Raw genomic sequence first — 14,242 nt, forward strand, 5'->3', positions numbered from 1 at the left:
GCACCTTCTCAAGGAGTACGTTCCGCCGCCCGTGTACCGCACCTGCGGTACACGGCCCCCAGCTCCCGCCCACCTCCCGACCTGCGTCCGCCCGGAGTCGGCGGGACGATGGCGGCATGCTGCTGGCCGAGGTCGCCCGCGTGTCCCGGGAGGTCGCCGAAACCTCCGCCCGGTCCCGCAAGGTCGCCCTCCTCGCGGAGCTCTTCGCCGCTGCCCCCGCCGAGGAGGCCGGCCTGGTCATCGCCTACCTCGCCGGCCGGCTCCCGCAGGGCCGCCCCGGCATCGGCTGGCGTGCCCTGAGCCGGGACACCGCGCCCGCCGACCGGCCCGTACTCACCGTGGCCGAGGTGGACGCGGCCGTCACCGCCCTCACCGATGTGGCGGGTACGGGCGCCCAGGCCGAGCGGCGGCGGATCCTCGACGGGCTGCTCGGCGCGGCCACCGAGCCCGAACAGCGCTTCCTGCGCAGCCTGCTCTCCGGGGAGGTGCGCCAGGGCGCGCTCGACGCGGTCGCCCTGGAGGCGGTGGCGGTGGCCGCCGGGGTGCCGGCCGCCGCACTGCGCCGCGCGGTGATGCTCGACGGCTCCCTGCCGAGGGTGGCGGGCGCGATGCTCGCCCGGGGCGCGGCGGCTCTGGACTCCTTCACGCTCCGGGTCGGGCGGCCCGTACAGCCGATGCTCGCGAGCACCGCCGCCTCGGTGGCGGAGGCGATGGAGACCCTCGGGCCGTGCAGTGTGGAGGAGAAGCTGGACGGCATCCGGGTACAGGTGCACCGGGACGGCGACACGGTCCGCGTCTACACCCGGTCCCTGGACGAGATCACCGAACGGCTGCCGGAGGTCGCGGAGCTGGCCCGATTGCTGCCCGAGGCCTGTTTCATCCTGGACGGGGAGGTGATCGCGCTCGGGCCGGGAGGCCGGCCGGTGCCGTTCCAGGAGGTCGCGAGCCGGGTCGGCTCGCGCCTCGACGTGGCGGCAGCGCAGGCCGCCCTGCCCGTCACCGCGTTCTTCTTCGACGTCCTGGCCACCGCGGACCGGGTCCTGCTCGACCTGCCGCTGCGCGAGCGGTACGCGGCCCTCGCCCGGCTCGTGCCGCCGTCGGCCCGGGTGCGGCGGCTGGCGGCCGAGGACCCGGTGGCACAGCGGCCGGCCGCCGAGGAGTTCCGGGACGAGACCCTGCGGCGCGGCCACGAGGGGGTGATGGTGAAGTCCCTGGACTCGGTGTACGCGGCGGGGCGGCGCGGCAAGCTGTGGCTGAAGGTGAAACCGGTGCACACCCTCGACCTGGTGGTGCTGGCGGCGGAATGGGGGCACGGGCGGCGCACCGGGCTGCTGTCCAACCTGCACCTGGGGGCCCGGGCGGCCGACGGGACGTATGTGATGCTCGGCAAGACCTTCAAAGGGCTCACCGACGAGATGCTGCGCTGGCAGACCGGCCGGCTGCGCGAACTGGCCACCGAGGACGACGGGTTCACCGTGCGGGTGCGGCCCGAGCTGGTGGTGGAGATCGCCTACGACGGGGTGCAGCGCTCCCCGCGCTACCCGGCCGGGATCACCCTGCGGTTCGCCCGGGTGGTGCGGCACCGTCCGGACAAGCGGGCCGCCGAAGCGGACACGGTCCAGACTCTGCTCGGCGGTCGCGCCGACTGACCTGTGGTGATTTTGCCTCAGAGGCAAGAGGAATTGCCAAGCAGGCAAGGCTCTGGCTCAATCGGAGCATGAGCACCGACCACGGGCCCGACGAGCTGCCCAGCGTCGCCCCGCAGCTGCGGGAACTGCGCCGCCGGACCGGACTGACCCTGGAGGCCGCAGCCGCCCGGGCCCGGCTCTCCCCGGCCCACCTGTCCCGGCTGGAGACCGGGCAGCGCCAGCCCTCGCTGCCGCTGCTGCTCGGGCTGGCCCGCACCTACGGTACGACCGTCTCGGAACTGCTCGGCGAGACGGCGGGCCCGCCCGATCCCATCGTACGGGCCGGCGGCCCGGGGGCCCAAGAGGCCGACGGCTGGACGTACTGGCAGGCGGGCGGCTCCGGCCGGGGCATGCAGGCCCTGCGCGTGCACGTCCCGGGCGGCCGAAGCCAGGGCGAGCTGGTCCGCGTCCACCCGGGCGAGGAATGGCTGTACGTGCTCGGCGGGCGGCTGCGGCTGCACCTGGGGGAGACCGAGTACCTGATGGAGCCCGGCGACAGCGCCCACTTCGACTCCCTCACCCCGCACCGGATCGCCGCCGCCTCCGCCGGGGGCGCCGACCTCTTGTTCATCCACACCCTGCTGCAGAGCAGCCTCGCCGGCCTCTGCCTCGGCGGCACCGCCACCGGCGCCGCCGGCACCAGCACCAGCACCCACCACTGACCAAAGGAGCCTGCCATGCCCTCGGACATCGAGTCGAAGTTCCCCCGCGGTCTGGTGATCCGACTGATCGCCTACCTGTTCGTCGGTCACCTCTTCGCCTTCTTCGTCTACCTGCTCTTCGTCCTCGGCGGCCAGAACCAGTAGCGGCCGGACGTTCAGTCCATGCGCTCGACAAGGGAGGCGCGGGAGCTCTCCGGCGGGAACGGCCGCCCGTAGTAGCGGGTGTCCCGCAGGATCCGGCCCTCCTGGTCCAGCTCGAAGACGGCCACCGCGTGCCAGATCTCGCCGCCGTAGTCGTTGACCGTCTCCAGCACCCACACCGGGCCCGCACCGGTCACCCGGCGCACGGTGATCGTCGGCGGCACCGGATAGTCCTCCTGCATCCGCCGCATGGCCTCCCGGCCCCGGATCCGCTCGCCGGACTGCGGCATCTCCATCACATACTCCGGGTGGCGCAGCTCGTACTCGGTGGCCGCCGAGAGGCCCTCGGGGCCCCCGCCGAACAGCCGGTCGACCGCCTCCCGCATGGCGCTCGCGTCATTGCGGGTCACCGCGCGGCGCAGCAGTTCCCGGACTTCGGCGATCTCCGCGTCGGACATGCCCACCTCCGCAGACAGCCCCTTCCCACCGTACGTGCGTCCTCAGCGGCCCGCCTGCGGCGGCGGCTCCGGCTTCCCCGGCTGATCCGCGCACTCCTGCGACGGCTCCAGCGGCGGTGCGGTCACCGGGCACTGCACATGGCACTGCGGATGCGCGGCCCCCGGCGCGGGCGCCCGTACGGTGATCCACGCCACCACCGAGCCCAGCACCAGCAGCCCCGCGCACCAGACCATGGACTGCCCGAACGAGGCGTCGAACAGGTCCGCCGAGAGGTAGGACTCCGGGCCCATGCCGACCAGCAGCGGCAGCGCGGCCACCGCGAGCAGGCCGGCCACCCGCGCGGCAGCATTGTTGATCCCGCTGGCCAGCCCCGCCCGCCCCGGGTCCACCGAGGCCAGTACGGTCGCGGTGAGCGGTGCCACCAGGGTCGCCATGCCCAGGCCCAGCACCAGCATCGCGGGCAGTACGTCCGCCCAGTACGAGGCCCCCGGGCCCACCCGCAGGAACAGCAGCATCCCGGCCGCACACAGCAGCGGCCCCACGGTGAGCGGGATCCGCGGCCCGATCCGCTCCCCGAGCTCGCCCGCCCGGGCCGACAGCAGCAGCATCAGCGCGGTGGTCGGCAGCAGGGCGGCCCCGGCGCCCAGCGCCGAGTACCCGGCGACCACCTGCAGCTGCAGCACCGACAGGAAGAAGAACCCGCCGAAGGCCGCGTACACGCACAGGGTCACCAGGTTGACCGCGGTGAACTGCCGGGAGGCGAAGATCCCGGGCGGCACCATCGGATCCGCCCGCCGCCGTTCCACCAGCACGAAGCCCGCACCGAGCAGCACGCCCACGCCCGCCGCGAACGGCACCGCGGGCGCCCCGGACGGCGCCTCGATCAGCGCGTACGTCACCAGGGCGAGGGCGCACGCGCCGAGCACCGCGCCCAGCACGTCGAACCGGCCGTGCGCCGACGGATCCCGCGACTCCGGTACGTGCCGCAGGGCGACCGGCACACACACCGCGGCCAGCGGCACATTGAGCAGGAACACCCACCGCCAGCCCGGCCCGTCCACCAGCCAGCCCCCGAGGAACGGCCCGACCGCCGCTCCCACCCCGCCCCACCCGGACCACAGACCGACCGCCCGGCCCCGGTCGTCCGGATGCAGCGAGGCCTGGATCAGCGCGAGCGAGCCGGGGGTGAGCAGCGCACCCCCGACGCCCTGGAGCGCCCGGGCCGCGATCAGTACCCCGGCATTCGGGGCCAGTCCGCAGAGCAGTGACCCGACGGCGAACCACACCACCCCCAGGACGAAGATCCGGCGCCGGCCGAACCGGTCGCCGAGCGCTCCGCCGACCAGGATCAGCCCGGCCAGCGTGAGCATGTACGCGTTGACCGTCCACTGCAGTACCGCGAGGTCCGCGTGGAGGTCCTGGCCGATCCGGGGGAGGGCCACATTGACCACGGTCGAATCGAGCATCGCCATGGTCGAGCCGAGGACGGTGGTGAACAGGATCCACCGCCCGCGCGGGGAGGAGAGCCGGACATCGGGCGAGGCCATGTCTCCAGGCTGGCGGCCCCGGCCCCGCCGGGCCACCCGGAGCGCCGGCCCAGCGCTCCGCTCCGGCGGCCCCGGACGCGTCGGCCGGGCGCCCCCGCAGCCCCGCGCGCGCCCCCGCGCACCCCGGTCGCGCCCCCCGGTGCGGGCGCGACCGGGGAGGCCCTCTTGTACCGGCGACGGCACATGACTCACCATGACGCGCACACGTCACGCACATGGCATGCACAAACCACCCGCATCACCTGCACGCGACGTACTGACACGCACGAGGAGACCCCACGTGGCCCAACGGAACATACCGTTACGCGCGGCGCTAGCCGCCCTCACCTCGCTCCTGCTGCTCCCCGCCGGAATCGGCGCGGCGGCAGCGGCCCCGCCGCCGGACCCCGCGGCGAGCGCCATCGAGCGGAAGATCGAACCCCAGCTCCGCAATGAGCTCGACAAGACCGACAAAGCGGTCTTCTGGGTCTACCTCGACAGTGCCGCCGACCTGACCGCGGCCACCCGGCAGAACACCCGGGCCGGCAAGGCCGGGGCCGTCTACCAGGCCAAGAAGTCCCACGCCGAACGCTCCCAGGCCGACCTGCGCAAGGCCCTGGACGGCGCCAAGGCCGAGTACACCTCGTACTGGATCGTCAACGCGATCCGCGTGGTCGGCGGCGAGAAGCTCGCCGGCACCCTCGCCCAGCGCCCCGAGGTCGCCCGGATCGACGCCGACGACAAGGTCAGCATCCCCAAGCCCGTCGAGGGCAAGCGGGAACCGGCCGCCGACGCCGTCGAATGGAACATCGACCGCATCAACGCCCCCCGGGTGTGGGAGCAGTTCGGCGTCCGCGGCGAAGGCATCGTGGTCGCCAACATCGACAGCGGCGTGGACTACCAGCACCCGGCGCTGGCCAACCAGTACCGCGGCCGGGCCGCCGACGGCACGTACAACCACGCCTACAACTGGTTCGACCCGGCCGGCGTCTGCGCCGGCGGCGCGCCCTGCGACAACAACGACCACGGCACCCACACCATGGGCACGATGGTCGGCGACGACGGAGGCGCCAACAAGACCGGCGTCGCGCCCGGCGCCAAGTGGATCGCCGCCAAGGGCTGCGAGACCAACTCCTGCTCCGAGGCCTCCCTGCTCGCCTCCGGCCAGTGGATCGTCGCCCCGACCGACGCGGCCGGCCAGAACCCCCGGCCCGACCTCGCCCCGCACATCGTCAACAACTCCTGGGGCGGCCCGGGCGGCGACGCCTGGTACCGCGAGATCGTCGACACCTGGCGGGCCGCCGGCATCTTCCCGGCCTTCTCCAACGGCAACGCCGGCCCCGGCTGCGCCACCAGCGGCTCGCCCGGCGACTACGCGAGCTCCTACAGCTCCGGCGCCTTCGACATCAACAACGCCATCGCCTCGTTCTCCTCGCGCGGCGCGGCCACCGGCGGCGGCATCAAGCCGAACATCGCCGCACCCGGCGTCAATGTCCGCTCCTCGGTGCCCGGCGGCTACGACTCCTTCTCCGGCACCTCGATGGCCTCCCCGCACACCGCGGCCACCGTCGCCCTGATGTGGTCCGCCTCGCCCGCCCTGGACGGCGACGTCGCCGCGACCGAGGCGCTGCTCGACGGCACCGCGGTGGACACCGACAACACCACCTGCGGCGGCAACGCAGCCGACAACAACGTCTTCGGCGAAGGCCGCCTCGACGCCCTCGCGGCCGTCACCTCCGCCCCCCGCGGAGCGCTCGGCGCCCTGGCCGGAACCGTCTCCTCCGGCGGCGCGCCGGTAGCCGGCGCGCAGGTCACCGCCGACGGCCCGATCGACCGTACGACGACCACCGCCGCCGATGGCTCCTACAAGTTCCCGGCTCTGTCAGTGGGCGACTACGCCCTGACCGCCGCCAAGTTCGGCTACGGGCAGCAGACCGCGACGGCCACCGTCACCGAAGGCGCCACCGTCACCTCGGACTTCACCCTCACCCAGGCCGCCTCGGGCCGGCTCACCGGCACCGTGTCCTCGTCCGCCGGCCCGGCCGCGGGCGCGGCCGTGACCGTGTCCGGCACCCCCGTGACGGCCACCGCCGACGCGCAGGGCCGCTTCGAGGTGACCGTCCCGCACGGCACGTACGACATCCAGGCCACCCACCCGTCCCGGTGCCTCACCGGCGGCAGCACCCACGTCACCGTCGCGGGCGACACCACCGCCGCCGTCACCCTCCCGGACCGCACCGACGGCTACGGCTACGCCTGCGCCGCCGCCGGCGACCGCCCGTACCAGGCGGGAGACCGACGGATCGCGCTGACCGGCGACAACACCACCGAACGCGTGGACCTTCCGTTCCCGCTCCCGCTGTACGGCAAGACGTACGGCCAGGCCTGGATCAGCACCAACGGCACCGTCAGCTTCGGCGGCGCGCACGGCGGCGACATCAACGGCGACCTGCCGAGCACGACCACGCCCAACGCGGCCCTCTACCCGTTCTGGGACGACCTGGTGGTCGGCGCCGCCGACACCGGCTCCGGCGTCTTCACCAGCGTCACCGGCACCGCCCCGCACCGCAGTTACGTGGTCGAGTGGCGCGAGGTCGCCCACTGGTCCGCGCAGGGCGACAAGTTCTCCTTCTCGGCCGTGATCGGCGAGGACGGCACCGTCTCCTACCACTACAAGGGCACCGGCGGCACCGGCATCAAGGGCGGCTCCTCGGCCACCCTCGGCGTCGAGAACCCGGCCGGCACCGACGCCTTCAAGTACTCCTTCAACACCCCCGTCGTCACCGACGGCCTGTCGATCGCCTTCCGCACCACCCGCAGCGGCGTGGTCTCGGGCCGGGTCCTCGACGCCAACGACGGCGGCGGAGTGGCCGGCGCGACCGTCACGGTCGGCACCGGCGACACCGCGGTCAGCGCCACCACGGCGGCCGACGGCGGCTATGTCATCCAGTCCCCGTCCGGGGCCCTCACCGCGACCCTGACCGCCCCCTCGTACGAGACCGCGCAGATCCCGGTCGAGATCAAGGCGGCGGACGTCACCGCGCTCACCCGCTCGCTGCGCACCGGCAAGGTGACCGCCTCCGCGCCCTCCGTGGAGCTGGTCGTCACCCCGGACCAGCAGCGCACCCGCACCCTCGACCTCACCAACCCGGGCCTCGGCACGGCGTACCAGGTGTCCGAGGACGCGGCCTGGCTGACGGCGACCCCGGTGTCCGGTGACATCCCGACCAACGCCAAGGCGTCCCTCACCCTGGCGGTGGACACCACCGGAGTGGCACCCGGCACGGTCCTGACCACCGGCCTGAAGATCACCTCGACCAGTGGCCGCAGCCCGGTCCTCACCGTCCCGGTCAAGGTCGTCGTCCCGCGCTACCAGGTCGCCCTGGATGCGGGCGCCGACTACCCCGGCCCCGACGCGCTCGGCGACAGCTGGGCCCCGGACCGCAAGTACACCCCCGGCTCGTACGGCTACCAGGGGAACTCCTCCGCCAAGTCCACCGGCCGCACCATCGCCGGCACCGCGGACCAGCGGCTGTTCCGCAACGCCCGTGAAGGCATGTACGAGTACCGCTTCGACAACGTGCCCAACGGCACCTACACGGTGGAACTCGGCTTCGCCGAACTCTCCTCCACCAAGCCGAACAAGCGGGTCTTCGACGTCCTGGCCGAGGGCAGCCAGGTGCTGCCGTCGCTGGACATCTCCCTGGAGGCGGGCACCTACACGGCCCTCAACCGCACCTACACGGTCACCGTCACCGACGGCACCCTCAACATCCGCTTCGTCACCCATTCGGGCTTCGGGAAGCCGCTGCTGAACACGCTGCGGGTCACCGAACGCCCCGACCGCACCTGACCACCACCCGCATTCGAGTGGCAGGCGGCCCCTTCACGGGCCGCCTGCCGGTGGGTGGGCGGGCGGGGTGCTTAGCGTGGAGGCACGATGACCAGTGCGATGACCAGTGACGCGCAGATCCCCGTCCCGCCCGGCGGCGCCTGGGCGATCGGCGACTCCGCAGGAACCCGCCTCCACGGCACCCACGCCTCCACCGCCCCATGGCCACCCGCCGCCCCAGGCGCCGGCCCGGCCCAGGGCCCGGACCGGGGCCCTGCCCCGCACTCGGGCTCCGGCCCGGGCTCCGGCCTCCGGGCAGGGGGGCGGGTTGAGGTGGCTGGGCTGGCTGCTGTGCTGGCCGTTTGGCCGGTGCTTGGCACGCTTGTTGACGAGGGGGCCCTGCGCCTGCACACCCCCCTCGCCGCCTACGGGCCCACCCTCGGCCGGGCCACCGCCCACCAGCTCCTCACCCGGACCGGCGACCACGACCTCCTCGCCCGCCTCGCCGAGCACGTCACCGGCCGGTCGCTGGCCGACCTCGCCGCCGAGCGCATCTGGCGACCGCTGGCCATGAGCCGTACGGCCTTCACCCCCACCCTGCACACCGCCCTGGAGGACACCGCCGCCTTCCTCCGGCACCTCCTGGCCCCCGGCTCCGGCCCGCTCAGCCCGGACTGGATCGCCGACTCCCTGCGCATCCGCACCGGCGAACTCGCCCCGTCCCGCGGACTCCTGTGGCGTCCCGCGCCGGGAACCGACCGCCGCCAGGACATCTGGGTCCACCACGCCACACCCGGACCGACGGCCCTGTGGATCTCCCCCCGGCACCACCGCTGGGCGGCCCTCCTCACCCCGCCGGCCCCGCACGCCCCACCCCACACCGGGCTGCGGGACGCCTTCCGGGCGTTTGCCTTCGGCCCGTTCGAGTGATGAGCCGGCCCGCACCGGGCGGGCCGCGCGGCGGGGAACAAACGTTTGCCCGCCCGCCCGGTACGGCCTGAAGCCCCGCGGCCGAACCCCGTTCACACCCCCGAGTGGCCGAGCGCACCGGCCGGTTCGCGCCCTGCCTACGGTCCGCGACACCAGTTCGGGAATGCCGGGAGAGATCGTTTCCGGGTGGTTGGGTACGGGGCGTCACCCCCTCCCCCCGATCGGAGTGCCATCCCCATGGCCCTGCTCGCCCGTGCGGCCACCGCCGCCCTGCTCCTCACCGCCCCGGCCATGGCCGGCCCCGCCTCCGCAGCTGCACCGGAGCCGACCCCTGCGCCCTTGTACGCCTCGGCGAACGCGGTGCCCGGCAAGTACATCGTGACCCTCGACCAGGGCGTGGACGCGGCCCGGCTCGCCAAGCGGCTGAACCTGAAGCCGAACTTCGTCTACAGCAACGCCATGAACGGCTTCGCGGTACCGCTGACCCCGCTCCAGCTGAGCATCCTCCGGGTCAGCCCCGGGGTGAAGTCCGTCGAGGAGGACTCCGTGGTCTCCGCCCCGAAGGCATCCGGCGCCGGCGCCGGCGCCGGGCCCACGTTCCGCGGGCCGTCTTCCACCTGGGGTCTGGACCGCATCGACCAGCATCCCCTGCCCCTGGACAACAGCTTCACCACGGCCGGCAACGGCTCCGGGGTGACGGCGTACATCCTCGACACCGGAATCGACTACAACCACGAGGAGTTCGACAAGCGGGCCACCTTCGGCTTCGATGCCATCGGCGACGGCCGGGCCGGGCAGGACTGCCAGGGGCACGGCACGCACGTCGCGGGCACGGTCGGCGGCAAGACGTACGGCGTGGCCCGGAAGGTGAACCTGGTCAGCGTCCGGGTCCTGAACTGCGAGGGCAGGGGCGAGTACTCGGGGATCATCGCCGGCCTGGACTGGGTGGCCAAGAACGCCAAGCAGCCGGCCGTGCTCAACGGCTCCCTCGGCGGACCGAAGTCGACCGCGCTCAACACCGCAGCGGACGCCCTCTCCGACAAGGGCGTGCTGCCGGTCATCGCAGCGGGCAACTCGGCGCAGGACGCCTGCAGCGTCTCACCCGCCTCCGCGTCCCGCGTGGTGACGGTGGCCGCGTCCAACAGCTGGGACGAGGAGACCTCCTTCTCCAACTGGGGCGGCTGCGTCTCCCTCTACGCACCCGGACAGGGCATCGACTCGGCCAAGCTCGGCGGCGGCTCGGTAGCGCTGAACGGTACCTCCATGGCCGCGCCGCACGTGGCCGGAGTCGTCGCCCTCTACAAGCAGGAGCACCCGACGGCGCTGCCGCCGGAGATCGCCGAGTGGCTGGAGGAGGAATCCACCAAGGACGTTCTGACCAGCATCAGCAAGAGCAGCCCCAACAAGCTGCTCTACACCGGCGGCAGGTGACACGCGCCCGTCAGACCGCCGGCCCGTCCTCGACGGGCAGACCGACCGCGGTGCCGTCCGGCTCGACCGCCGTGACGGCGGGGTGTGCGCCGACCGCGGCCAGCTGCCGCTCGTCCAGGTCGGCGACGAAGCCGCGTACGGCACTGCGGTAGACGAAGTGGGCGGCGGCCACACCGGTCTCCTGCATCACGGCGTACGGATCGGCGTCCGGGGCGAGCGTGACCATGAACCGGCCGACGGACACGCTCTCGGCGAGCCGGTACGAGGCGGTGTCGGGAGCCGGTGCGGCGAAGGCGGCGGACGCCGCCGGCACAGGGACGAGCAGCAGAACGGCGACAGCGGCCAGGACGGGGCTCAGTACGGGATTCAGGACGGGACTCAGGACGGGGTTCGGGGACACGCGCATGGGAGATTCCGTTCCGATGGGGCGGACACACGGCCGGCGCGCGGCCCGGGCCGCGCGCCCACCCGGTCCTTCGGCTCCTCGGCCACCCCACTTGAGCCCCGCGAGGCCCCGCCAGGCCCCGCTAGGCTCCGCGGCGGACGCGGGCCGCGCGGCGGGCCTCGGCCGTCTTGCGGGCCTCCGCCGCCTTGCGGGATTCCTTGGCCGGGCGGGTGCCCAGGCCGCGGAAGGCCCGTTCGGGTGCCTCCTTGCCCTTGCCCCCCACCGGGGCCGCCTTCGCGCCGGTGATCCGGGTCAGCTCCGCCTCACCCGAGCGGACCTGGGTGACCTCCGGCCGGATGCCCGCCTCGGCGAGCAGCCGCGCCAGGTCGCGCCGCTGGTTCGCGGTGACCAGGGTGACCACCTTGCCCGACTCCCCGGCGCGGGCCGTCCGGCCGCCCCGGTGCAGATAGTCCTTGGCATCCGCCGGCGGGTCCAGGTTCACCACCAGGTCCAGCTCGTCCACGTGGATGCCGCGGGCGGCCACGTTGGTCGCCACCAGCGCCGTGATCTCGCCCTTCTTGAACTGCGCCAGGGTGTGCGTGCGCTGCGGCTGGGACTTCCCGCCGTGCAGCGCGGCGGCCCGCACCCCGCTGTCCCGCAGGTGCCGGGTGAAGCGGTCCACCGCGACCTTGGTGTCCAGGAAGAGCAGGACGCGGCCGTCCCGGGCCGCGATCTCCGTCGCCGTCGCGTACTTGTCGGCCGCGTGCACCTGGAGCACATGGTGCTCCATCGTGTTCACCGCGCCCGCGGACGGATCCACCGAGTGGACGGTGGGATCGTTCAGGTACCGGTGGACCAGCAGGTCGACATTGCGGTCCAGGGTGGCGGAGAACAGCATCCGCTGCCCGTCCGGCCGTACCAGGTCCAGGATTTCGGTGACCTGCGGCAGGAACCCCAGATCGCACATCTGGTCGGCCTCGTCGAGCACCGTGATGCCCACCCGGTCCAGCCGGCAGTCCCGCCGCTCCACCAGGTCCTTCAGCCGGCCCGGCGTGGCGACCAGGACCTCCGCCCCCTCCTTCAGCGCCGCCGCCTGCCGGTTGATCGCCAGCCCGCCGACCGCCGTGGCGATCCGCAGCTTCAGTGCCTGCGCGTACGGGGCCAGGGCCTCGGTGACCTGCTGGGCCAGTTCCCGGGTCGGGACCAGGACCAGAGCGAGCGGACGCTTGGCCTCCGCCCGGCCGCCCGGGGTGGCGCCGGCCGCGGCCGTACGCACCAGCAGCGCCAGACCGAAGGCCAGGGTCTTGCCGGAGCCGGTCCGGGCCCGGGCCAGCACGTCACGGCCCGCGAGCGCATTCGGCAGGGTGGCCGCCTGGACGGGGAACGGCTCCGTCACCCCCAGCTCGGCCAGCGCCCGCTGCACGCCCGCCGGCAGGTCCAGCCCGGTGAAGGAGGCGACCGGCGGCAGCGCGGGGGTCACCGTCTCCGGCAGCGCGAATTCGCCGGTGACGGGACGAGTACGAGGTGTGTGGGTCACGGAAATGGAATGCCTTCCCCGGCATCAGACGCATCGAGGAGGTCCCGTGCGGTGTCAACTTTAGACGACACGCCGTCGCCGGGGCCGCCGTGCGACCGGGCCCGGGCTGAGCGACCATGCAGATATGGCCGGTGACCTGGCAGACCGGGCTCCCGCGAACCCCGAGCTGAAGCACGACGCGATCGGGTTCCTGGACGCGCTCGTGATCGGTTTGAACTCGACCTCGCCCGCGTACTCGCTCGCCGCCGCCATCGGCCCGATCGTCGCGCTCGTCGGGATCTACGCGCCGGGCGTGATGCTGGCCTCCTTCGTGCCGATGCTGATGATCGCCACGGCCTTCTACTACCTCAACAAGGTGGACCAGGACTGCGGCACCACCTTCTCCTGGGTGACCCGGGCCATGGGCCCCTGGGCGGGCTGGCTCGGCGGCTGGGCGATCTTCATGACCGGTGTCCTGGTCATCGGCTCCCTCGCCGACGTCGCCGTACGCTTCGGACTGCTCACCGTGGGCCTGGACGGCTGGGCCAACAACGAGACGATCCGGCAGATCCTCACCGTCGTGGTGATCCTGGTGATGACCACCATCTGCGTCCTCGGCACCGAAATGTCGGCGCACCTGCAGAACGTGCTGATCCTCGCCCAGGTCTTCTTCCTGCTGCTGTTCGCCGTGATCGCCCTCTACCGCCTCTACACCGGCACCAGCACCCTGGAACCCGTCAAACCCGCCCTGGCCTGGCTGAACCCGTTCGGCGCCGGCGGCGCCGCCCTCACCGGCGGGCTGCTGCTCGGCGTGTTCATCTACTGGGGCTGGGAATCGGCCGTGAACCTGACCGAGGAGGTCAGGGACTCCGCCACCGCCCCCGGCCGGGCCGGCCTCTGGTCGACCGTCATCCTGCTCGTCACCTACCTCTCGGTGGGATTCGCGGTGGTCGCCTACGCGGGCACCGCCTTCCTCACCGAGAACGCGGGGGAGGAGGAGGCGGTCTTCGCGCTGCTCGCCCACGAGGTGATGGGCGGCTGGGACTGGATGGTGCTGCTCGCCGTCTCCACCTCCGCGCTCGCCTCCACCCAGACCACGATCATCCCCGCCTCCCGGACCGCCCTGTCGATGGCCCGCCGGAAGGCCTTCCCGAGCCACCTGGCCCATATCCACCCCAGGTTCCTCACCCCCGACGTCAGCACCTGGTGGGTGGCCGGCATCGCCATCGCCTGGTACCTGATCGTCAACCGGATCAGCGAGAACGCGCTGTTCGACTCCCTCACCGCGCTGTCCCTGCTGATCGCCTTCTACTACGCGCTCACCGGGCTGGCCTGCGCGGTCTACTACCGCCGCCACCTCACCGAGAGCCTGCACAACTTCCTGTTCATTGGGGCGGGCCCGATCCTCGGGGCGGGCCTGCTGACCTGGCTGCTGGTGGAGTCCGTCAAGGACATGTCGGACCCGGCGAACTCGTACAGCGGCGTCTCCTGGTTCGGCCTTGGCCCGCCGCTGGTCATCGGCATCTGCATCGTGCTGATCGGCGTCGTCGTCATGGTCTTCTGGCGGCTGCGTTCCGGCGTCTTCTGGCAGGAACGCCGGAGCGTCGCCGACCCCGACCTGGTCCACGGCCGCCCGAGCGGCTCGCCCGGCGACCCGCATGGGGAGTCCTGA

The 14,242-nt window shown here is 73.1% G+C and carries 11 protein-coding genes; 7 read left to right on the forward strand and 4 right to left on the reverse strand.

The annotated features are described in order from the left end of the window. The first annotated feature begins 116 nt into the window (after nt 1–116). The 3 genes from ABT123_RS17225 to ABT123_RS17235 all read left to right on the forward strand — a co-directional run bounded on the left by ABT123_RS17225 (nt 117) and on the right by ABT123_RS17235 (nt 2,494). The gene (locus tag ABT123_RS17225) at nt 117–1,649 is read left to right on the forward strand and encodes an ATP-dependent DNA ligase (protein ID WP_351314639.1); all 1,533 of its coding nucleotides are present in this window, start codon (nt 117–119) and stop codon (nt 1,647–1,649) included. Between the two features lie 68 nt (nt 1,650–1,717). Then, nucleotides 1,718–2,350, forward strand: coding sequence for a helix-turn-helix domain-containing protein (locus ABT123_RS17230; RefSeq protein ID WP_351314642.1), 633 nt, complete (start codon nt 1,718–1,720; stop codon nt 2,348–2,350). 15 nt (nt 2,351–2,365) lie between these two features. Next, nucleotides 2,366–2,494 carry a DUF6126 family protein gene (locus tag ABT123_RS17235; RefSeq protein ID WP_351314645.1) on the forward strand — a complete coding sequence of 43 codons (129 nt, stop codon included), beginning with the start codon at nt 2,366–2,368 and terminating at the stop codon, nt 2,492–2,494. Between the two features lie 11 nt (nt 2,495–2,505). Here ABT123_RS17235 and ABT123_RS17240 read toward each other — a convergent pair whose 3' ends face one another. Then, a complete protein-coding gene (locus ABT123_RS17240) occupies nt 2,506–2,949 on the reverse strand; it encodes a hypothetical protein (protein ID WP_351314648.1) in 444 nt (147 codons plus the stop codon). 42 nt (nt 2,950–2,991) lie between these two features. Beyond that, nucleotides 2,992–4,497, reverse strand: a complete 1,506-nt coding sequence (locus ABT123_RS17245; RefSeq protein ID WP_351314651.1) for an MFS transporter — start codon at nt 4,495–4,497, stop codon at nt 2,992–2,994. A 280-nt stretch (nt 4,498–4,777) separates the two neighbouring features. Between ABT123_RS17245 and ABT123_RS17250 the strand changes: the two genes are divergently transcribed. The 3 genes from ABT123_RS17250 (at nt 4,778) to ABT123_RS17260 (ending at nt 10,669) form a co-directional block, all read left to right on the forward strand. Beyond that, entirely contained in the window at nt 4,778–8,329 is a 3,552-nt protein-coding gene (locus tag ABT123_RS17250; RefSeq protein WP_351314654.1) for a S8 family serine peptidase, read from the forward strand. 87 nt (nt 8,330–8,416) lie between these two features. Then, nucleotides 8,417–9,238 carry a serine hydrolase gene (locus ABT123_RS17255; RefSeq protein WP_351314657.1) on the forward strand — a complete coding sequence of 274 codons (822 nt, stop codon included), beginning with the start codon at nt 8,417–8,419 and terminating at the stop codon, nt 9,236–9,238. A gap of 237 nt (nt 9,239–9,475) precedes the next feature. Further along, entirely contained in the window at nt 9,476–10,669 is a 1,194-nt protein-coding gene (locus ABT123_RS17260; protein ID WP_351314660.1) for a S8 family peptidase, read from the forward strand. Nucleotides 10,670–10,679: 10 nt separating this feature from the next. Here ABT123_RS17260 and ABT123_RS17265 read toward each other — a convergent pair whose 3' ends face one another. Both ABT123_RS17265 and ABT123_RS17270 read right to left on the reverse strand, forming a co-directional pair. Next, entirely contained in the window at nt 10,680–11,075 is a 396-nt protein-coding gene (locus ABT123_RS17265; RefSeq protein WP_351314663.1) for a protease inhibitor I9 family protein, read from the reverse strand. Nucleotides 11,076–11,196: 121 nt separating this feature from the next. Further along, the gene (locus tag ABT123_RS17270) at nt 11,197–12,591 is read right to left on the reverse strand and encodes a DEAD/DEAH box helicase (protein ID WP_351314665.1); all 1,395 of its coding nucleotides are present in this window, start codon (nt 12,589–12,591) and stop codon (nt 11,197–11,199) included. Between the two features lie 124 nt (nt 12,592–12,715). Between ABT123_RS17270 and ABT123_RS17275 the strand changes: the two genes are divergently transcribed. Continuing rightward, nucleotides 12,716–14,242 carry an APC family permease gene (locus ABT123_RS17275; RefSeq protein ID WP_351314668.1) on the forward strand — a complete coding sequence of 509 codons (1,527 nt, stop codon included), beginning with the start codon at nt 12,716–12,718 and terminating at the stop codon, nt 14,240–14,242.

The organism is Streptomyces sp. NPDC002054, from assembly GCF_040296685.1.
Taxonomy (GTDB): Bacteria; Actinomycetota; Actinomycetes; order Streptomycetales; family Streptomycetaceae; genus Streptomyces.

What these genes read in the sequence shown, in the direction of transcription:
- ABT123_RS17225 (WP_351314639.1), top strand. Translation starts at nt 117, where the DNA reads ATGCTGCTGGCCGAGGTCGCCCGCGTGTCCCGGGAGGTCGCCGAAACC.
- ABT123_RS17230 (WP_351314642.1), top strand. Translation starts at nt 1,718, where the DNA reads ATGAGCACCGACCACGGGCCCGACGAGCTGCCCAGCGTCGCCCCGCAG.
- ABT123_RS17235 (WP_351314645.1), top strand. Translation starts at nt 2,366, where the DNA reads ATGCCCTCGGACATCGAGTCGAAGTTCCCCCGCGGTCTGGTGATCCGA.
- ABT123_RS17240 (WP_351314648.1), bottom strand. Translation starts at nt 2,949, where the DNA reads ATGTCCGACGCGGAGATCGCCGAAGTCCGGGAACTGCTGCGCCGCGCG.
- ABT123_RS17245 (WP_351314651.1), bottom strand. Translation starts at nt 4,497, where the DNA reads ATGGCCTCGCCCGATGTCCGGCTCTCCTCCCCGCGCGGGCGGTGGATC.
- ABT123_RS17255 (WP_351314657.1), top strand. Translation starts at nt 8,417, where the DNA reads ATGACCAGTGCGATGACCAGTGACGCGCAGATCCCCGTCCCGCCCGGC.
- ABT123_RS17260 (WP_351314660.1), top strand. Translation starts at nt 9,476, where the DNA reads ATGGCCCTGCTCGCCCGTGCGGCCACCGCCGCCCTGCTCCTCACCGCC.
- ABT123_RS17265 (WP_351314663.1), bottom strand. Translation starts at nt 11,075, where the DNA reads ATGCGCGTGTCCCCGAACCCCGTCCTGAGTCCCGTCCTGAATCCCGTA.
- ABT123_RS17275 (WP_351314668.1), top strand. Translation starts at nt 12,716, where the DNA reads ATGGCCGGTGACCTGGCAGACCGGGCTCCCGCGAACCCCGAGCTGAAG.